The 20,233-nt window shown below is 25.0% G+C and carries 21 protein-coding genes; 10 read left to right on the forward strand and 11 right to left on the reverse strand.

What is annotated here, in order from left to right:
* Window positions 1-43 precede the first annotated feature (43 nt).
* The gene (locus D9T19_RS01905) at window positions 44-1,420 is read left to right on the forward strand and encodes a transporter substrate-binding domain-containing diguanylate cyclase (RefSeq protein ID WP_121626503.1); all 1,377 of its coding nucleotides are present in this window, start codon (window positions 44-46) and stop codon (window positions 1,418-1,420) included.
* Window positions 1,421-1,430: 10 nt separating this feature from the next.
* Here the strand turns inward: D9T19_RS01905 and D9T19_RS01910 are convergent, their stop codons facing one another.
* A complete protein-coding gene (locus D9T19_RS01910; protein WP_121626504.1) occupies window positions 1,431-1,775 on the reverse strand; it encodes a hypothetical protein in 345 nt (114 codons plus the stop codon).
* A 185-nt stretch (window positions 1,776-1,960) separates the two neighbouring features.
* On the opposite strand from D9T19_RS01910, the gene D9T19_RS01915 reads away from it, so the two are divergent.
* From D9T19_RS01915 to D9T19_RS01930, 4 genes are all read left to right on the forward strand, one after another.
* On the forward strand, window positions 1,961-3,019 hold the full coding sequence (locus D9T19_RS01915; RefSeq protein WP_121626505.1) for a CNNM domain-containing protein: 1,059 nt from the start codon (window positions 1,961-1,963) through the stop codon (window positions 3,017-3,019).
* Window positions 3,016-3,768 carry a carbonic anhydrase gene (locus tag D9T19_RS01920; protein WP_121626506.1) on the forward strand — a complete coding sequence of 251 codons (753 nt, stop codon included), beginning with the start codon at window positions 3,016-3,018 and terminating at the stop codon, window positions 3,766-3,768. The genes D9T19_RS01915 and D9T19_RS01920 overlap by 4 nt, the downstream gene beginning before the upstream one ends.
* A 159-nt stretch (window positions 3,769-3,927) precedes the next feature.
* Window positions 3,928-6,318 (forward strand): ATP-binding protein, encoded by a 2,391-nt coding sequence (locus D9T19_RS01925; protein WP_121626507.1) that lies wholly within the window; start codon window positions 3,928-3,930, stop codon window positions 6,316-6,318.
* Entirely contained in the window at window positions 6,318-6,827 is a 510-nt protein-coding gene (locus D9T19_RS01930; protein ID WP_121626665.1) for a HugZ family pyridoxamine 5'-phosphate oxidase, read from the forward strand. The genes D9T19_RS01925 and D9T19_RS01930 overlap by 1 nt, the downstream gene beginning before the upstream one ends.
* 14 nt (window positions 6,828-6,841) lie before the next feature.
* Here the strand turns inward: D9T19_RS01930 and D9T19_RS01935 are convergent, their stop codons facing one another.
* On the reverse strand, window positions 6,842-7,321 hold the full coding sequence (locus D9T19_RS01935; protein ID WP_121626508.1) for an ankyrin repeat domain-containing protein: 480 nt from the start codon (window positions 7,319-7,321) through the stop codon (window positions 6,842-6,844).
* A gap of 94 nt (window positions 7,322-7,415) precedes the next feature.
* Between D9T19_RS01935 and D9T19_RS01940 the strand changes: the two genes are divergently transcribed.
* Window positions 7,416-7,763 carry a hypothetical protein gene (locus tag D9T19_RS01940; RefSeq protein ID WP_121626509.1) on the forward strand — a complete coding sequence of 116 codons (348 nt, stop codon included), beginning with the start codon at window positions 7,416-7,418 and terminating at the stop codon, window positions 7,761-7,763.
* A gap of 2 nt (window positions 7,764-7,765) precedes the next feature.
* Here the strand turns inward: D9T19_RS01940 and D9T19_RS01945 are convergent, their stop codons facing one another.
* Together D9T19_RS01945 and D9T19_RS01950 are read right to left on the reverse strand one after the other, a co-directional pair.
* Window positions 7,766-8,872, reverse strand: a complete 1,107-nt coding sequence (locus D9T19_RS01945; protein WP_228197944.1) for an AI-2E family transporter — start codon at window positions 8,870-8,872, stop codon at window positions 7,766-7,768.
* 16 nt (window positions 8,873-8,888) lie between these two features.
* Window positions 8,889-9,479 carry an FUSC family protein gene (locus tag D9T19_RS01950; protein ID WP_121626510.1) on the reverse strand — a complete coding sequence of 197 codons (591 nt, stop codon included), beginning with the start codon at window positions 9,477-9,479 and terminating at the stop codon, window positions 8,889-8,891.
* A 112-nt stretch (window positions 9,480-9,591) separates the two neighbouring features.
* On the opposite strand from D9T19_RS01950, the gene D9T19_RS01955 reads away from it, so the two are divergent.
* On the forward strand, window positions 9,592-10,251 hold the full coding sequence (locus tag D9T19_RS01955) for a tRNA-uridine aminocarboxypropyltransferase (protein WP_121626511.1): 660 nt from the start codon (window positions 9,592-9,594) through the stop codon (window positions 10,249-10,251).
* A gap of 81 nt (window positions 10,252-10,332) precedes the next feature.
* A complete protein-coding gene (locus D9T19_RS01960) occupies window positions 10,333-12,189 on the forward strand; it encodes a L,D-transpeptidase family protein (protein ID WP_121626512.1) in 1,857 nt (618 codons plus the stop codon).
* A gap of 22 nt (window positions 12,190-12,211) precedes the next feature.
* Here the strand turns inward: D9T19_RS01960 and D9T19_RS01965 are convergent, their stop codons facing one another.
* A complete protein-coding gene (locus D9T19_RS01965) occupies window positions 12,212-13,345 on the reverse strand; it encodes a hypothetical protein (RefSeq protein ID WP_228197945.1) in 1,134 nt (377 codons plus the stop codon).
* A gap of 132 nt (window positions 13,346-13,477) precedes the next feature.
* Between D9T19_RS01965 and D9T19_RS01970 the strand changes: the two genes are divergently transcribed.
* Window positions 13,478-14,167 carry an SDR family NAD(P)-dependent oxidoreductase gene (locus D9T19_RS01970; RefSeq protein ID WP_121626513.1) on the forward strand — a complete coding sequence of 230 codons (690 nt, stop codon included), beginning with the start codon at window positions 13,478-13,480 and terminating at the stop codon, window positions 14,165-14,167.
* On the opposite strand, the gene D9T19_RS01975 is transcribed toward D9T19_RS01970, so the two are convergent.
* The 5 genes from D9T19_RS01975 to D9T19_RS01995 all read right to left on the reverse strand — a co-directional run bounded on the left by D9T19_RS01975 (window position 14,164) and on the right by D9T19_RS01995 (window position 17,553).
* On the reverse strand, window positions 14,164-14,541 hold the full coding sequence (locus tag D9T19_RS01975) for a group III truncated hemoglobin (RefSeq protein ID WP_121626514.1): 378 nt from the start codon (window positions 14,539-14,541) through the stop codon (window positions 14,164-14,166). The genes D9T19_RS01970 and D9T19_RS01975 overlap by 4 nt on opposite strands.
* Before the next feature lie 91 nt (window positions 14,542-14,632).
* Complete coding sequence (locus D9T19_RS01980) at window positions 14,633-15,874, reverse strand: L-lactate MFS transporter (RefSeq protein ID WP_121626515.1); 1,242 nt, start codon at window positions 15,872-15,874, stop codon at window positions 14,633-14,635.
* Between the two features lie 46 nt (window positions 15,875-15,920).
* Window positions 15,921-16,151, reverse strand: coding sequence for a cysteine-rich CWC family protein (locus D9T19_RS14780; protein WP_121626516.1), 231 nt, complete (start codon window positions 16,149-16,151; stop codon window positions 15,921-15,923).
* Window positions 16,152-16,153: 2 nt separating this feature from the next.
* Window positions 16,154-17,068 carry a class I SAM-dependent methyltransferase gene (locus tag D9T19_RS01990; RefSeq protein ID WP_121626517.1) on the reverse strand — a complete coding sequence of 305 codons (915 nt, stop codon included), beginning with the start codon at window positions 17,066-17,068 and terminating at the stop codon, window positions 16,154-16,156.
* Complete coding sequence (locus D9T19_RS01995) at window positions 17,065-17,553, reverse strand: GreA/GreB family elongation factor (protein WP_121626518.1); 489 nt, start codon at window positions 17,551-17,553, stop codon at window positions 17,065-17,067. The genes D9T19_RS01990 and D9T19_RS01995 overlap by 4 nt, the downstream gene beginning before the upstream one ends.
* 93 nt (window positions 17,554-17,646) lie before the next feature.
* On the opposite strand from D9T19_RS01995, the gene D9T19_RS02000 reads away from it, so the two are divergent.
* Window positions 17,647-18,528 carry an RluA family pseudouridine synthase gene (locus D9T19_RS02000; protein ID WP_121626519.1) on the forward strand — a complete coding sequence of 294 codons (882 nt, stop codon included), beginning with the start codon at window positions 17,647-17,649 and terminating at the stop codon, window positions 18,526-18,528.
* Here D9T19_RS02000 and D9T19_RS02005 read toward each other — a convergent pair.
* Window positions 18,518-20,077 carry an FMN-binding glutamate synthase family protein gene (locus tag D9T19_RS02005; RefSeq protein ID WP_121626520.1) on the reverse strand — a complete coding sequence of 520 codons (1,560 nt, stop codon included), beginning with the start codon at window positions 20,075-20,077 and terminating at the stop codon, window positions 18,518-18,520. The two genes, D9T19_RS02000 and D9T19_RS02005, sit on opposite strands and share 11 nt — an antisense overlap.
* Window positions 20,078-20,233: the final 156 nt, after the last annotated feature.

Genomic DNA, 20,233 nt, shown 5'->3' on the forward strand with positions numbered 1-20,233 from the left:
AAAACTATGTTATAATCGAAAATTATACTAAAGGTTAACATAGATGAATAAAAAGATAGTTATATTTATATTTCTAATTCTTTATAACTTTTTAATTGCGAATGATTCAGTAAATCATATACAATTAACTCCCAAAGAAGATAAATTTCTAAAAGAAACAAAAATAAAAGTAATTATATCAGATAAATGGGCACCAATAAGCATTAAAAATGATGAAAAAGAAGTAGTTGGAATAGCTATTGATTTTTGGAACTTAATAAAAGAACGAGCAAATATTAATTCTGAAATAAAAAATTCTGAAGACTGGAACCTTCTTCTAAATAGTATAAAAAATAAAGAAAATGATATTACAATTAGTACATCTTATGATAAAAATAAATTAAGTTATGCAATATTTACAGATCCTTATATCTCTTTTCCTATTGCATTTGCAACACTATTTAATAAAAGATTCATTCCTGATGCATCATTTTTAGAGAATAAAAAAGTTGCTGTTGGAGATAACTTTAGTGCATATAACATTTTAAAAGAACATTACCCTAAAATCAATTTTGTAATAGTAAAAAATACTAAAGAAGCACTAGAATTATTAAGTGCAGGAAAAGTAGATGCTGCAGTTGATATTTTACCTTCACTTGCTCATTTGATTTCAGTTAATGGTTATTATAATCTTAAAATAGCAGGAACAAGTAAATATGAAGTTCCTATATCTTTTATGATTAGAAAAGATTATAAACTACTTCAATCAATAATAAATAAATATATAGCACAATTAAGTCAAGAAGATAAAAATAATATAATAAAACAATGGCTAGTTGTAAAATTTGATAAAAGTTCGCAATCATATAAATATATAATTCAAATATCACTAGTTATATTAATATTACTTATTATTTTATTTTATTTTTTTAAGCAAAAAGATTTAAAAAGATACAATAAAGAATTAAAAAAATTAGCAATTACAGATACTCTTACAGAACTTCATAATAGAAGAAAATTAGATGAACTTTTAAATAAAATAAAAAATAAAAAATTCTCATTGATTCTCTTAGATATTGATCATTTTAAAGAAATAAATGATACATATGGACATCTAGAAGGAGATAAAGTTTTAATAACTATATCTAAATTATTAAAAGAAAATCTAAATAAAAATGACGAAATTGGAAGATGGGGAGGAGAAGAGTTTCTAATAATTTGTAAAAATACTACTGAAAAAGAAGCCTCTATTATTTCTTTAAGACTTAAAAATATCATTGAAAATCATGACTTCAAAATTAGAAAAATCACTGCATCATTTGGAGTTAGTGAAGCAAAGAAAAATTTAGATATTAAAGATATACTTTCAAATGCTGATATCGCACTATATAAAGCTAAAGAACTAGGGAGAAACCAAGTGGTACTTGGTTCTAGTTTATAATTTGATGAGATTAATCCATTCTCATTAAATAAGACTTTAATCTCATCATATCTTCTGTTGGATATTGATTTTCTGCAGTTCCTCTTGTTGCTTTTACAAAAAAATCTTTTGAAGAATCATTAAATCCAAAATTTGTATTAGTAAGCACAACTTCATGATATTGTTTTGTAGATTTATTCATTGTTATTTCGGTATTTGAAACAGCTTGCGTATTTAAAAATTCTTCTTTTTGAACTTCTTTTAACTTATAATCTTCATTTATTTTTGAACTTGTATCAATTGACTGTATTTGTTGTTTTTGTAAAACTCTATTATCACTAAATTGATCAAGATTAGACATCAAATTATATTCCATAATAAGCCCCTTTTTCCTAAAGTATTTACCTTTTAATGTAATTATACATTATTTATAAATATTTTGTCAAAAAAAATTATATTATTAAGTTTTTTTTGATATTATTAGCTATAAATTTTAAAAATAAAGGAGTCCTTATTGGAATATAATTCCCAGAGGTATATTTTAATTAAAAGTGAGAATAAATGGACATTTTAATCTTACTATTCATTGCTGTTATTGGGGTATCATTTTTATGTTCTGTTTTAGAATCAATATTACTTTCTACAAACTTATCCTATATATCTGTTTTAGAGGAAAAAGATAAAAAAGCGGGAAAACTACTCAAAAAGTTAAAAACTGACATAGACATATCAATTGCTTCAATTCTAATTCTTAATACAATTGCAAATACTTTAGGTGCTACTGCAATTGGAGTTCAGGCTCAAAGTGTATTTGAAGGTGATAAAACTCTTGTAATGTTTGTTTCTATTGTTTTAACATTTATGATTCTATTTTTTGCAGAAATTATACCTAAAACAATTGGTGCAGTTTATTGGAAACAATTAGCTCCATACGCAACAAGAATAATTAATCTATTTATTTTTATCACATATCCAATTATTATAATTACACAATTTGTAACTAAAAAAATTGGTTCAGATAATAATGATACAATTTCAAGAGAAGAATTAATTCATTCAACACTATTAAGTGAAGAAGAAGGTGTTATTGGTGATCTAGAATCTGATATTATTGAAAATACACTTACTTTAAATAATATAAAAGTAAGTCAAATTTTAACACCTAGATCTGTTATGTATGCTATTGAAAAAAATACAGCCGTAAAAGATATATTAGAAGATAAAAGAACTTTTAGATATTCTCGTGTACCAATATATGAGGGAAGTATCGATAATATTATTGGAATTATCCTAACAAAGAAATTATTCAAACATGCTCTTAAAAATCCAGAATTGGAATTAGAAACTATTATAAAACCTGTATTTACTTTAAATGAGAATATTCCAGTTGGTAAGGCTTTAAGTATGTTTATTCAAAAGAAAGAACATATGTTTATAGTTCATGATTCTTATGGTCAAACAGAAGGAATTGTAACACTTGAAGATTGTATCGAAACACTTCTAGGATTAGAAATTATGGATGAATTAGATACAACAGCAGATCTTAGAAAACTTGCATTAAATAATATGAAAGCAAAAAGAAAAGAAAGAGAAAAAAAAGAAATAAAGGTAGAAAAATGAGTATGAAAAACACTGTTATTAGTATATTTATTGTGTTTGTTATTGCCCTAACGTTAAGTAGTAACAAGGAAGAAGCAAAAGGTGCACACTGGGCATATAATGAAGATTTAGGACCACAAGAGTGGGCACAACTTGATGAGAAATATAGAATGTGTGAAGATGGATTAAACCAATCTCCAATTAATATTACTAATGTTATTTCAGCAGAATTAAATCCATTAACATTTCAAAGCAAAACAAAAGCCACATCAATAGAAAATAATGGACATACAGTAAAAGTTAATTTTAGAAATTCTAATTCATTAAGTATTGATAATCAAAAATACTATTTAAAACAAATGCATTTTCATACACCAAGTGAAAATAAGATTGATGGGAAATCATATCCAATGGAAGCACATTTAGTTCACACAAATAGTGCAGGAAGTATTGTTGTTGTAAGTGTTATGTTTGAGATAGGAAATGATAATATCGTTTTAAATAAACTATTAAGAAACTTACCTGAAAATGAAGGTGATAAATATGATCTTAAATCTGATGTTTTTGCATATGATATTTTACCAACAAACAAAGATTATTATAGATTTAATGGTTCTTTAACAACTCCTCCTTGTACAGAAGGTGTTAAATGGTTTGTATTAAAAACTCCAGTTTATCTTTCAAAAAGTCAATTAGCTGATTTTGATGCGGCAATGCCTACAAATAATCGACCTATACAGAATATTAATGCTAGAACTATTCTAGACTAATATTAAAAATATATACAGATTCATTCTGTATATATTACTTCAAATATCAAAACTTTTTTATTTTAATTCAAACCGTTATAACGTAATATTTTTTAATTAGCTTCACTTTTTTTGCTATAATATTTTCAAAATATTGATTTAAAACTTAAAAGGCTTATTATGAGTAGCACTATAGATTATGAAAAACTAAAACTTTTTTATATTGGGAAAGAAAAAATAGATGAAGATATTAGTATTCCACTAGTTTATAAAAACAAAGATTTAAGAACACATGCTGCTATTATTGGAATGACAGGAAGTGGAAAAACTGGTTTAGGAATCTCACTATTAGAAGAAGCTGCTATTGATAATATTCCTTCAATTATTATTGACCCAAAAGGTGATATGGGAAACTTACTTTTAACATTTCCAAACTTAAAAGGTGAAGATTTTAAACCTTGGATTGAAGAACAAGACGCTATTAATAATGGTCTAAGTCTTGATGAACAAGCCCAAAAAACTGCTGATATGTGGGAAAAAGGAATTACAGGAGATTTTCAAAGTAAAGAGAGAATTGCAAAGCTAAAAAATTCTGCTGATTTTTCTATTTATACTCCAGGAAGTACAGCAGGAATTCCTATATCTATTCTTTCTTCATTTAAAGCCCCAGGAGAGAAAATACTTGAAGATTATGATCTTTTATCATCTCTTATAAATTCTACTGTTTCATCAATTTTATCTCTTGTAGATATTAAAAGTGATTCTTCTTCAAAAGAAAATATTTTACTTTGCTCAATTTTTATGAACTCTTATACACAAGATAAAAATTTAAGTTTAGAACAACTAATTACATTAATAGTGACACCGCCTTTTGAAAAGGTTGGTATTTTCGATTTAGAAACATTTTTTTCACAAGATGAAAGATTAAAATTAGCTCTAAAATTAAATACTATTATTGCAAATCCATCTTTCAAAAATTGGATTGAAGGTGAGCCTTTAGATATTTCAAATTTATTATATGATGAAAATGGAAAAGCAAAGGTATCTATTTTTTCGATTTCTCATTTAGATGATGCTCAAAGAATGTTTTTTGTATCACTACTTTTAAATGAAATGCTAACATGGATGAGAAGACAAGAAGGTACTTCATCTCTTAAAGCCCTACTTTATATGGATGAAATTTTTGGATATTTTCCACCTTCTAAAAATCCTCCATCAAAACAACCAATGCTTACACTTTTAAAACAAGCTAGATCATTTGGAGTAGGAATAATACTTTCAACTCAAAATCCTGTAGATATTGATTATAAAGGTTTGTCAAATATTGGAACATGGTTTATAGGACGACTTCAAACAAAACAAGATAAAGAAAAAGTAATTGATGGATTATCTTCAGCAAATGAAGGAAATATTGATAAAAAAGAGCTATTAAATACAATATCAAACTTAGAAAAAAGAACATTTATTATGAAAAATATAAATGAAGATGGTATTAAAATATTTCAAACAAGATGGGTTTTATCATATCTAAAAGGTCCTATTTCTAAAGATGATATAAAAAAATTAATGAGTGAAAAAATTGCGAAATTAAAAGAAAAAATCACACCTTCAAATCTTACAAAAAAACATATTGAAAAAAAAGAAACTACAAGTAATTCAAAAAGTTCAAATGATTATATAAAACCAATTATTCCAAATATTATTGAACAAAAATATTCATATTATTCACAAAGTGATGAATATTCACTTCAGCCATATTTATTATGTTCAAGTAGTATTAACTTTGTAAATACTACAAAGAATATTGATAAAAAAGAAGATATAATTTATAAAATATATTTAGATAAAAATATAGATGAAATAAATTTTGAAGAAAAAGAAGATGTTCAAAATAGTATATTTGAACATAAAAGTAGAACAAACTCATCTTTTTATGAACTTCCAAGTTTTTTACAAAATGAGAGAGAAATTAAATCACTGCAAAAAGAGTTTTCTAACTATATTTATAGAAATGAAAAATTAAATTTATTTAAAAACACTTCACTAAAATTAACATCAAAACAAGATGAATCTTTAAATGACTTTAGAACAAGATTACAAGATAAACTAAATGAAAAAATAGATGATGAAGTAGAAAAACTAGAAGAAAGATTTGAAAAAACTCAAAAATCATTAGAAAAAAAGCTTGATAAATTATATATAAAGTTAGAAAAAGAGAAAGAACAAGCAAGTGCAAAAACTACAAATACACTAATATCTATTGGAACTTCTATTTTAGGTGCATTTTTTGGAAACTCAATTTTAAGTAAAACTAATATGACAAAAGTTGCAAGCAGTGCAAGAGGTGCTTCTTCAGTATTAAAAGAGCGTTCTGATATAAAATATGTAGAAGCAGATATACAAAATCTAGCAAAAGAAATTGAAGAACTAGAAGAACAATTAATAGAAGAAATTGAAGAAATTAATAAGAATTATTCAATTTCAAATTATAAAATAGAAGAATTCAGCATAAATTTAAGAAGAAAAGATATATATAATACAAAAATACAAATTTTATGGGAAGAAATATAATGGCAAAAGATTTAAACGAGTTTTTAGAAGATTTTAAAAGTGTTAATATTAGTACATTAGATGAAAAAGGTAATCCATTTTCATCGTATGCACCTTTTATTAAAGTAGAAGATAAATATTATGTATATATTTCACAAATGGCAAAACATACAAGTAACTTACAAAGAAAAGATATTTGTAGTTTGTTTTTTATTGAAGATGAAGCAACATGTTCAAATATATTTGCAAGAAAAAGAGCAATGCTTCAATGTTCTTCAATTATTATAAAACAAGATTCTCAAGAAGAAACAGAAAAATTATCAAACTTTAAAATAAAATTTGGTGATAAAATGATTGATATGCTAAAAAGTATGCAAGATTTTTATATTTTTGAATTCACTCCATTTTATGGTGAAGCAGTTTTTGGTTTTGGAAAAGCATACAATTTAGGTGGAAAAGATTTTAGTGAATTTGTAGAAAGAGAAAGTACAAATTCTGGTGGTCACGGTCACGGACATATAAAAAAATAGCAGTTTAAATACTGCTATTTTTTAGATTTTAAAGCAATATTTTCAAATAAATCAATTAAATATTGTATTTTTAACTCTCTTGCTAAAGAGAATGCACTATTTCCTAAATTGTCTTCATAAAAGATTTGAGCACCATTATTAACTAGATAATTTATACTTCTTAATTTATTATAAAGTACTGCATAAATTAAAGGCGTTGATTCAATAACATCAAGTTCATTAATATCTAAACCAGCTGTTCTTAAATATCTAATTAGCTTTACATCATCTTTATAAACTGCATAATTCATAGCAGATAAATTATCTACAACATTAGTGTCAATTCCTTTTTTTATTAAAAAACTGATTAATTTATAATCTTTGTTATGCATAGCCCAAAAAAGTGCATTTCTACCTTTTTCATCTCTTTTATTTATATCTTTTTCTTCAAATAGTTTATTTAATAAATAATCATTTTGATAGATTCCATTTCTTATAAGAATATTGTCAGACATTGTTCTTCCTTACTTTAATATTGATAATTGTTATCATAATAAATACAAGCTTAATATCTTATTAATTATAATTTTAAATTTGATATAATCTTTTATGAAAATATCATATCACCGCAGACGAAAAATGAAAACTAGAAGAATTGCTATAAATAAATTATTATTAAATGGAATTGATAATCCAAAAGACTTAGCAAAAGAATTAAAAGTAACAGTTCCAACTATCAAAAGAGATTTAGAAGCTTTAAAAACTATGAGTGAAGAAGACTTAACTTTCCAAAAGAAACAAACATCAAAAGAGATACTTGATAAAAAAGATATTATATTAAAAATGCTTGATAATGAAGAGTATTACAATGTCAATGGTGAGTTAAATATGACTAAGATAACAAAGGAGCTTAAAACAAGTAGAACAACTGTTCTATCTGTCTTAAATGGAGAATAAAACTATATACTATTATTGGAATAAATTTTTCCATCTCCTGATATTATAATAGCCATTCCTTTTGTATTCTCAAATTGAGATAAAATAATCATCAATATCACCATCATAGGTACAGATAAAAACATCCCAACAGTACCCCACATAGCACCCCAAACAACAAGAGATAAAATTACGATAAATTGTGATATATTTAATCTATTTCCCATTAATCTTGGATAAATAATATTACCTATTGTAAATTGAATTACTACAAGTGAAACTAAAACTATTAAAACATCTGAAAGTTCAGAGAATTGAACAAGTGAAAAAAGTGTTGGAATAATAACTGCAATAATACTTCCAATAGTAGGAATAAAGTTTAATATAAAAGCTAAAAATCCCCATAATACTGCCCCTTGTAAAGATAAAGCCTCACAAAGTAGATATGTTAAAAAACCAGTACTTAAACTAATAATAGTAGTAATTGAAATATACATTCTAATACTTTTTGAAACACTACTTAATACTTCTTTTGCTTTTGATCTGTTTTCATAATTAGGGAAAAGTGCATTTATTTTTGCATTAAAAAATCTTTGGTCTAAAAGAAGAAATAAAACATATAATAAAATTTGCATAATATTACTAACTATTGAACTAAAAGCTGCTATTACTTTATTTATCAATGAAGCTATACTAAACTGCTCAAATAATTTCTCAAATTTATCTGAAAAATCAAAGCCCGTCATAGTCGAAAGTTTTTCAATTGTTGAATAAAATTTATCATCAAGTTGAGCAATAGTTGAACTTAATTCAACTATACTAGAAGCTATAAAACTACCAATTTGAAGCATTGAAACTACAATAATAATTAAAGATAAAGGAATTGAAATAAATTCTCCAAAATTTGAGTTCATAAAAGGGAGTTTTTTTATTTGATTTGCAAGAGCATTAATCAAAAACCAAATAAGAATTGCAATAGCAATAGGAGTTAAAATATTACTCAAAGTAGAAAAAGTAAATACAACTAAGGATAAAAAAGCAAAAAAATAAAATGCTTCTGCAAAATTTGTATTATATACTTTAGGTTCTGAAGTGTTTTTTGTAACTATATTTTTATTTAAATGATCCAAAATTTACCTTTTTAATTTATTTGATTTTATGTTTATTAAAAAATATCTCAATCTCATTTTTCATAGTATTATGATAACCTTTGGAACTTGTATATAAATAAAACATAGATTGAATCATAAAAAAATAATAAGCATTTACATATCCTATATATACAAAAATAACATCAGCTACAAAAAAACAAATAAATGCATATGATCTAATTATATGCTTAGGACTAGACAATAAAAAACTTCCAATTATTGCAATAAAAGATGCGATAAAATCAATGATTAATATATTGAAATCTATGTCTTTAATATTAGGGAAAATTGTAAATACAAAAAATAAGATATAAATAAATAAAACTATAAAAATTATACTAACATCTCTTTTTTTATTTTTCGTTAACTTATATATTCCGATTACTGCAGTTATAAAAAATAGAACCATCTGAATAATTACAGGAACTTTTCCATTTAAAGTGAAAAAAGTAAGTAATGCAAGATTTGAAATAAAAAAACTAATAAATCCAAAATACAAAGGTCTTGTATTATCTTTAGTACTTAAAGACATTAAATACGCACCAATTATAGAAAATATAGCACCAGTTACTTCAAGAATTATCATATATAATCTCACTTTTTATTAAATTTATGCAATTATAATCATTTAATCAAAATTTTTTATGAATATAATAAGTATTTCACTATAATTTCAAAAATTAATTTGAAAGATATTTTTGCAAGAATTTAATACAAGAGAAAAATGCTATAAATGCTACAGACCAAAAACTTCATGTATGTGTAAACATACAATAGAACCTTTAAAAACAAATACAAAATTTGTCATATTAATGCATCCAAAAGAGTTCAAAAAAACAAAAAATGGAACAGGACACTTAACAAATAATTCACTTGAAAATTGTGAACTTCATATAGGAATCGATTTTACACATAATGATAGAATTAATTCACTTATTAATGATGAAAATTATGAAGCTTTTGTTTTATATCCAGATGATAATGCGATTAAACTAAATGAAGAAAAATTATCTACAAAAAAGAAAAGCTTGATTTTTATTATTGATTCTACTTGGCCTTGTTCAAAAAAGATATTACGACTTAGTAAAAACTTATCTACCTTAAGAAAAATAAGTTTTGTACATAATAAATCATCTCAATTTATGATTAAAACTCAACCAAATGTTCATTGTTTATCAACAATTGAATCTACACTTTGTGTTTTAGAACAATTAAATACTCAAAATATTGAGAATATTGAACAATTATCGCTTGATAATTTTTTAGAGCCATTTAAAAAGATGGTAGCATATCAAATTTCTTGTGCAAGTGTAGATGGTAAATTTATTAGATTTAAGAAAAATTCTTATCAAAAATAGATTATATTTCATAATTAAAGGCTAGTTTCTTCTTTTTTCACTATAATTAGCCAAAATAAAAATCGTTTGGAGATATAAAATATGTATAATTTAATGTTTATATTTACTGCATTGTTTTTTACTAATATATTATTCGCTTCAACTGATATTAAAACATCAAATATACAAATAGAAGTACTTAATGAAGAGTATGACGCAGTAAAAAATATTGAACCCACTGAAAAAGAGATATTCAAAGAAAATAGTAAAGAAACTATTAAATATCTACTTTCTTTAAAAAAAATACCCGATTCATTTTTAAGTAAATTATCAATTAAAAGTTATTATAAGAATTTTGATAATCAGTTAATATGGAGTAATAAAAATGGAATTAAAGATATTTCAATATCATTATTAGAAACAATTAAAAATGATCCAGTATTAAAACCTAATGTAAAAAGAGCATTTAAACTTGACAAGATTCTAAAAGAATTAAATAATTTAGAAAAGACAAATGATAAATATATAGAAAGTATGGCAAAAATTGATTTTATGTTAACTAGTATTTATGATAAATATATGAATTACTTATCAAAAGGTTATATAAATTGGAAAGGTTTCAAAAAAGAACTTAGAAAACTTGATAGAAAAGAAGAAATTATTGCAGATTGGGAAAAATATAGTGTAAATAAAGATCCAAAAAAACTTTTAAAAAAAGCATTAATTGGAAATGATTTAACACTTGCATTTAAAGAAGTTAACTTTACTTATCCCAAGGCACAAGAACTATCAGAAAAACTAAATGAGTTAGAAGTATTGGCAACTCAAGGTGGTTATATAAAATTACCCAACTTTAAAACTTTAAGAGAAGGTGATATATCTCCTATTGTTGAAATATTAAGAAAAAGATTATTACAAAGTCATGATTTAAAAATTGATAATTGTCTTTCACAAGAGTTTGTAAATAACTGTTATACAACTTTTGATAAAGATTTAAAAGATGCAGTAATATCATTTCAAAAAAGTCATGGATTAAAACCTGATGGAGTAGTTGGAGCTTCCACTAGAAGACATTTAAACTTATCAATTGAGAGTAAAATTACAAAAATAAGATTAAATCTAGAAAGAATGAGATGGCTTCCTAGAACATTAGGAAATAAATTTCTTTTAGTTAATATTCCTGATTTTAAATTAAAAATGTATGAAAATAATAAAGTAAAACTTGATATGAAAATCGTAGTTGGAACGAGAAAAAACCCTACTCCCATATTCTCAAATAAAATGTCTTTTATTGTTTTAAATCCTTATTGGAGGATTCCCCCTAGAATTGCAAAAAGAGAAATTATTCCTAAACTAATAAAAGATCCTACGTATTTAGAGGGGAAAGGTATTAATCTTTATGAAAACTGGGATCATAAATCAACTCAATTTGATGTAGATTCAATTGATTGGAGTTTATATGATGAGAATAGAATTGCAACTACAAATATTACAACTTCTATAGTAAATGGAGAAAGAATACAAATTGAAGAAAAAATACAACCACCTAAAGGTCCTACTATAAGATTTATTCAAATGCCTAGTAATCATAATCCTCTAGGAAGAATGAAATTTATGTTTCCTAATAAATATGCAGTTTACTTACATGATACACCAGCAAAAAGATATTTTAATTATACAAGAAGGGCCTTATCTCATGGATGTGTAAGATTATCTAAACCAAAAGAATTATTAAAAGCTATTGCCTCAGAAGATGAAAACCTAGATTTTGAAAAAGCCAATGATATTTTAGCCAATATTGAAAAAACTCAAATTGGATTAAAAAGAAAGATACCTGTGCATATGGTATATTTAACATCATGGGTTGATGAACACAATAATTTACAATTTAGAGATGATATTTATAGATATGATAAGATTCAAAAAAAGTTTTTATATAAATTTAATAATTATATGTAAAATAAAAGGAGTTAAACTCTTTTTATTTTATAAGATTCAAATTATCTCTTATATGATTAATATTAGTTACATTTAATACATGTTTTTGTGTTAAAATTTTCATAAAAAATCTAACTTCAGCATTTGTAAAACCATCCAATTCTTTATCTTTTATAGACACATCATTTTCTTGAAGTCTTATTCTTTTTAATTTACCATTCTCTTCTTTAGCATAATAAACTATATCAAGTTGAGTTTGATTTACTTTTTCAATAGTTACAATTATTCTATTTGTTCTTATCTTTAAATTAAACTCAGGGTATAAAATTAAAAAGTCTTCTGTTGAAACATATCCAATATAAAGCTTTGTATAAATATCAAAAAATAAACCTAACTTAGCAGATGAAAAGAATTTTAAATCAACTATAAACTTTGGATTAGATCGTGATTGATTTAAAATCCATTCTAAGGTTGGGAAATATTGAAATTTCTTATACTTAACTCTATAAGTTTCAATATATTTTTTATGTCTTTGTGCTCTTAATGTAGTAAGATTTTTTTTCGTTTTTTTTGCAAAGATAATTCTTTTGATTAACTTATCATCATCTAAATCTTTCGTTACCCATACAGTTGCATAATCAGGAAAGTTTCTAAGTCCTATTGAACCTTCAGTAACAATGATTAATGCTCTTATTATTAATGTAGGGAATATCATCTTTAAAAGTGCATATTTTTTAACTAAACGTTTGTTTAAACTTGCAGTTTTTTTAGATGTACTCATCTCTACAAAGTAAACAGAATCTTTTGTAAAAAATAGTGCATCAAACTCACTAATATCTTTATACGCTGATTTATAAACTATTTGAGAACTTCTATCTATTAAAAGACCACTTTTAATAAATGTATTCTCTTTATCTTGATATGGACCTTTTAATATAAACCTAGTAATTAAATCTTCACTATATGCATATTGTAATAATAGTTCATATACTACATTTTCATAAACTTCTCCCCTAAAACTACTATAAGAAGATATGTATGCAGGATCATCATTTGAAATGTTATTTCTAAATAATGATTTTAAACTTTTACTATCGTATGAATAATGAAATAAATTCTCTTGAATGTCATCTATATCTAAATTTTTTATTTTTTCTGTAATATTAAATTCTTGCAAAATTATTAAAGTAAATAAATACCTTTTTCCTTTATATATAAGTAAATAGATTATAGCCAAATAAATATTAATCAAGTTTAATTTATAGTATAATCTAAGTAAATAATAATTTATAAATAAAGGAATTTATCTATGACTAAAAATATTTTAATAACAGGTTGTAGTTCAGGATTAGGATTAGCTCTTACTAATTTCTATCTAAACAAAGACTATAAAGTATATGGAATTAGTAGAAATAAACCAAATATTAAAAATGACAATTTTATATTTAAAGCCTTTGATTTATCAAATACTCAAGAAATAAAAAGACAATTAAGTGAATTTATTATTTCAATAAAAGATATTTATCTAGTTTATTTGAATGCAGGGATGTTAGGAGATATAAAAGAAACAAAAAAAACTAGTATTAACAATATGAAAGAAGTTTATGAATTAAATGTTTATTCAAATAAAGAATTGCTAGATATATTGTCTATAATTAATATTAAGAATATTATTGCAATTTCTTCAGGAGCATCAAAAAAAGGCTCAAAAGGTTGGGCTTCTTATTCTTTATCAAAAGCTGGAATAAATATGCTAATAAATCTTTATTCAAAAGAATTAACGAATACAAAACTACTTGCTGTTGCACCAGGAGTTATTCAAACGCCAATGACTGATTATATACGATATGAAGTTGATGATAATATTTTTACTTCAGCAAAAGTTTTAAAAGCAGGAACAATACAAAAACCTGAGCAAGCCGCACAAAAGTTAGAAAATGTAGTAAACAGAATAGATGAATTTGAATCAGGTTCATTTATAGATGTACGAGAAATTTAGATTCCTAAATTTCTCATAAAATTACTAGCGATAATAGAACTTCTTTCTTTAAATTTATTTGCAATATCTTCAACATAAATTTTTTCAACTGTAGAAAAAAACAATTTTAACCAAGTCTGAAAAGCTTCTTGATTTAATCCTGATATTTGTAAATGTGGAGCAAAGGGTGAACCATTGTATTCTCCTCTTCCATGAGAAATTGTATACCAAAAGTTTGTAAGAAGTGTAATATGTTTTTGCCAAGGTTCTGACTTCATATCTTTTCCAAGTTTTTCTATAAAAAATGGTGATATTTTTTCATCTTTTAAAACTTTTGTATAAAAAGTAACTACTAATTTATTTAAGTTCTCTTTTGTAATTTCAGTATCTAACATTAATTATCCTTAATCCTATTTATTTTATAAAATAGGACTATATAGGAAATAGCCTTGAATTTTCTTGATTAAAGTCAAGAAAATTCATATCTTACTTAGATTTACTTTTTTGAATCTGTTTTATATTTATTAACATTAGAATCGAAACAATTAATGCAACAATAAAGAAAGCCGCAAAAACATATAATGTTTGAGAATAAGAACCAGTTGAATCTTTAACCATTGAAATAATTAAAGGTCCAACTAAACCAGCAGCAGCCCATGCAGTTAAAATATAACCGTGAATTGCACCAAGTTCTTTTGTTCCAAAAATATCTCCAATATATGCAGGAATTGAAGCAAAACCACCACCGTAACAAGTCATAATAAAGTATAAAACAACTTGGAATACTACAATTTCTTTAATTGAAGGTAACATATAAAAAGCAATAATTTGTGTAAGAAAAAATATCACATAAACAATAGGTCTTGTTAAATAATCAGATAAAGAAGCCCACATAAGTCTTCCTGCACCATTAAATATTCCCATAAGTCCAACAGCTGCTGCTGCTGCAATTGCTGAAATTCCTAAAACTTCTTGAAGTAAAGGTGATGCAACACCAATAATTGCAATACCACATGTAATATTTATAAACAACATAATCCAAAGACCGTAAAATCTTGGTGTTTTTACAGCTTCATTTAGAGTTAAATTCTCTAAATCTTCTTTGATTTTCTTTTTACCTTCTTTGATTTTTTGTTTAAATTTCTTTGGTAAATAACCCTCTTCTGGTTTTTCAAGATATAGTGCAGATGCAAACATAATTACAAAATAAAAAGCACCTAAAATAAAGAATGTCCCAGAAATTCCAACTGCTTCAATTAAAATTTTAATAGTTGGACCCCAAATAGCGGAAGCAAAACCAAATCCCATAATTGCTAAACCTGTAGCCATTCCTCTTTTATCTGGAAACCATTTAACTAAAGTTGAAACAGGTGAAATATAACCAATCCCTAATCCACAACCACCTAATACACCATAAAAAAAGTATAAAAGAAGCTTGGATTCCATCATAATTGCTAAACCTGCACCCATAGTACCTAAACCAAATAATGAAGCTGCAATAATTGCAGAAACTCTAGGACCATTTTTCTCAACAAATTTACCCATTAAAGCTGCTGATAATCCTAAAAAGAATATTGCAATACTAAAAGCAATTGTAACATCAGTTAAAGTCCATGCCATTTGTTCTTGAATTGGTTTTACATACACACTCCATGCATATACAGAACCAATACAAATATGAACACCAACAGCACTTAAAGCCATTAGCCATCTATTTTTTTCTATCAAAATAATTTTCCCCTCTTTTATTATATAAAAAGAATTGTATCAAAAACTATTTAGAATCTATCAAAAAAGAGTACTTATTTTTAAACGATTGGGAATCTTTTTTGAACTCTTCTATACAATTTTCGCAAATGCAAGATTTCATCTTACTTTTTTTGGGAATCATAGATTTTAATTCATCAGGAATTTTTATCTTCATACACCAACATAAATTTGCCTTTAATACTTGACAATTATTATCTTTTTTACAAAAAGGACATAGTTTAGCTTCAAAATCCAAAATTAAATACCTTTCTTAAATATTAGATTTTTTAAAGATTTTTCTTCATTATTTGAAGGAAATGTATCTAAGTTGCCTAATCTTTTTACAAATTTAAAAGATGGAGCAAACTCTTCAAATATATTTTTTATAAAACCACTATCAAGTTCAGGAGCATTAAGTGCTGACAATACAATACAATTTTCACTAGCAAGTGCATCTAATCTTTTTATAATTTTTACATAATCTTTACTAGCTGCAAAACTTCCTTTTTGAAATGAAGGTGGATCAATGATAATAATGTCATAAGGACCTTGTTTTTTAATTCTATTCCATGATTTTAAAATATTATAAGGCATAAAATGAACATTTGAAGTATTAAACTCATTAATATGATGATTTTCTCGTCCAATAGTTAAAGCACCTTTTGCCATATCAACATTTACAATATTTTTAGCTCCTGCTTTACTAGCATTTAATGAAAAAGCACAAGTATATGAAAAAAGATTTAATACATTTTTATTCTTTGCATTTTGTGAAATATACTTATGCCCTATTTTCATATCTGGAAAAAATCCAATATTTTTGTTTGTAAAACTTATTTTATATTTGATATTATTTTCAATTGCTATATTGTTTTCTTTTAAACTTCCTTCTAAAACTTCACAAGGTGATTTATCCAAATATCTTCTTTGTAAAACCAAAGTATCGTGTTTTACATCATCGAAAACTTTTCTTATCATTTCAAATAGTTCTTTTTCTTTTATTTGCTCTAATTGTTCAAATAAAACAATAAATAAAATTTTATCAATTGAATCAATTGTTAAATAATTAAAATCTTCATAAAAGTTTCCTCGTCCATGAAAAACTCTTTTAAACTCTTGGTCTGTATTTTTAATATTTTGTCTTACAATTTTTTCTAAATCATTTATATTCATAAATCTTCTACTTTACACTGCTGTATTTTTAATATTTCATACTCAAAAATATTATCATTTATTCTAAATTCAAACTCTTCATTTAATTCTTTTCCAATCAATGCTCTACCTAAAGGAGATTTATTAGATATTTTATTTTCATTTGGATTTGTTTCATAAGTTCCTACAATTTTAAAAACTTTTTGTTCATTTGTATCCAAATCTAAAAGCGTTACTTCTGATCCAAAATTTATCTTTTTATGTGGAATTTTACTAATATCAATAACTTCACTATTATTTATAATTTTATCTAAAAATCTCAATCTTTTATCTAGGTTTCTAATTTCAGCTTTTGCAGATATATACTCTGCATTTTCACTTCTATCACCGTGTTGTGCTGCTATTTGTTTTTCTTTTACCCAATAAGGTTTTTCTTTTTCATATAGATATTTAAACTCTTTTAGAATTTTGTCATATCCAAAATTTGTGATTAATTCTTTTGCCATTTGATATTAAAGCACAAAAGTCCTATTACTTCTATTATATTTGTGTACAAAAATATATTGTATAATCTTTTAAACTAATTAATAGGATTAAAATTGCCATATATACTAAAAAAATTTGAAGTTAAAGAAAAAAAGTTAATTGATGATTTTTTAATTGAAGATGTAAAACTATCTTCAAAATTATCTCAAAGTTTATTAGCAAAAGGAAAAATATTAAACCAAGATAATAAAAGATTACAAAAAAATCAAATGATTAAATCAGGATTTATTCAAATTAATATATTTCAAGCAATTACAAAAGGTCTTAAACCACTATTTCAAAACGAACACTTTGCAATCTTTGATAAACCATCAGGATTATTAGTTCACCCTACTTCAATAAATAATGAATATACTCTTTTAGATGAAATTAAATACCATTTAAAAGATGAAGCATCCCTAGTTCATCGAATAGATAAAGAAACTTCAGGATTAGTACTAGTATCAAAAAATAGATATTCAGATATGATTTTAAAAGAAATGTTTGAAGAGAAAAAATATAAAAAAACGTATAAAGCAATTGTTGAAGGCGAGATTAAAGAAGAAATACAAATAAATACTCCAATTACAAATGATACAGGAATAATAAAACTAAAAATGAAAACCGATGAAAAAGGCAAAGTATCATCTACAAAAATAAAACCGATTTTTTATGATAAAAGTCAAAATAAAACTTTAGTTTACGCATATCCTCAAACAGGAAGGCAACATCAAATAAGAGTGCATTTAAACTCAATTAATCACAGAATTATAGGTGATCCAATTTATGGAATAAATGAACTTCATGCAGATAAAATTCTAAAAAAAGAAGTTACACAAGAAGAAAGAATCATTTTATCAGGTGATAAAAGACTTCTTCTTCATGCTTACTCTTTAGAATTTGAATATTTGAATATCAAATATAGTTTTTGTTCAAAACAAAAATTTAAACTATAAATCTTTTGAAATCTTTAGGATAAGGAGCTTTTAAAAGATCTCCTGTTCTCATAGGAGTAAATAATTCATCATATCTTTTATATTTCGTTTCATCTAATCTATAAAAAACATGTTTTCGTGATAATTTTTTAAAATTATTAAGACCTGAAGATGCTAATAATTCTATAAAACTTTCAATAGTTCCTTGATGATAATTTGCAACTCTTTGTTTTTTATCTTCAACTACTAAGGCGCTTGATAATCTTTTATTTTGAGTTGCAATTCCTGTTGGACAAGTGTTTTTATGACAATCTAAAGCTTGAATACAACCAAGAGAGAACATCATCCCTCTAGCACTTGCACATAAATCAGCACCAATAGCTAATTTTTTTAAAATGTCCATTCCATTTAATATTTTTCCTGAAGCAATAATCTTAATATCTTTTTTTAAATCAAAACCTATTAAAGCATCAACAACAAAAACTAAAGCATCGCGCAGAGGCATTCCTACTGAATTTGTATATTCAAGTGGAGCAGCACCTGTTCCACCTTCTCCTCCATCAATAGTAATGAAATCAGGTTTTAAACCAGTTTCGTGCATTACTCTGCAAAGAGTAATAAACTCTTCTTTTCTACCAATACAAAGTTTTATACCAATTGGTTTACCACCTGATAATTTTCTTAAATTAGTAATAAATTCCATCATTTCTTTAGCTGTAGTAAAAGCAGAATGAATAGGAGGAGAATCAACTCTAGTATATGGTTTAACACCTCTACCTTCAGCGATTTCAGGAGTATTTTTATTTGCAGGTAAAATTCCACCATGACCTGGTTTTGCACCTTGTGATAATTTTATCTCAATCATTTTAACATTTTCATTTTTTGACTTTTGTTCAAATAAATCAGCATTAAAAGTACCATCTTCATTTCTACAACCAAAATATCCAGTTCCAACTTGCCAAATTAAATCACAGTTTGACTCAAGATGATATTTACTTAAACCACCCTCACCTGTATTTAATGCAAAACCACCAATTTTAGCACCATAACCCAAAGAACGAACAGCTGCTGAACTTAATGCTCCAAAACTCATAGCCGAAACATTGAAAATACTTGCACTATAGGGTTTAGAACAAAAATTACTCCCTATTTCAACTCTTGGATCAGAATCTAATTCTTTAGCTTTTGTTGCATTTAAAGAATGACCCATCCATTCATATCCAGCTTTATATACATCAACTTTTGTCCCAAAAGGAATAGTACTAACTAGATTTTTAGAACGTTTATAAACTAAACTTCTTTCTTGTCTGTTAAAAGGAACACCATCAATATCGGATTCCATAAAATATTGTCTTAATGGAGGTCTTAACTCTTCAAATACCCATCTAAGTCTTCCTACTATAGGAAAGTTTCTCCATAATGAGTGCTTCGTTTGTTTCATATCATAAATTGCTAAGGCAATAAGCCCTGTAATAATTATAATTAACCATAAAAACGAAATTTCAATAACTAGCCATATCCCAAGTATTATAGCTATAAGTATTAAAATATTTTTTGTATTTTTCTTCATAGTCTCCCTTTATCTTTTAATTATTATAATAAGAATGTGATTAAAAGAATATCTATTCTAATAAATTAATACCTCATTTTATTAGAATAAGTAAAGAGTACACAAATAGTAAATAAATTTTATTTATAATACAATAATTAAAAGAAAAAGGGTGAG

The sequence above is a fragment of the Poseidonibacter antarcticus genome (assembly GCF_003667345.1).
Classification (GTDB): domain Bacteria; phylum Campylobacterota; class Campylobacteria; order Campylobacterales; family Arcobacteraceae; genus Poseidonibacter; species Poseidonibacter antarcticus.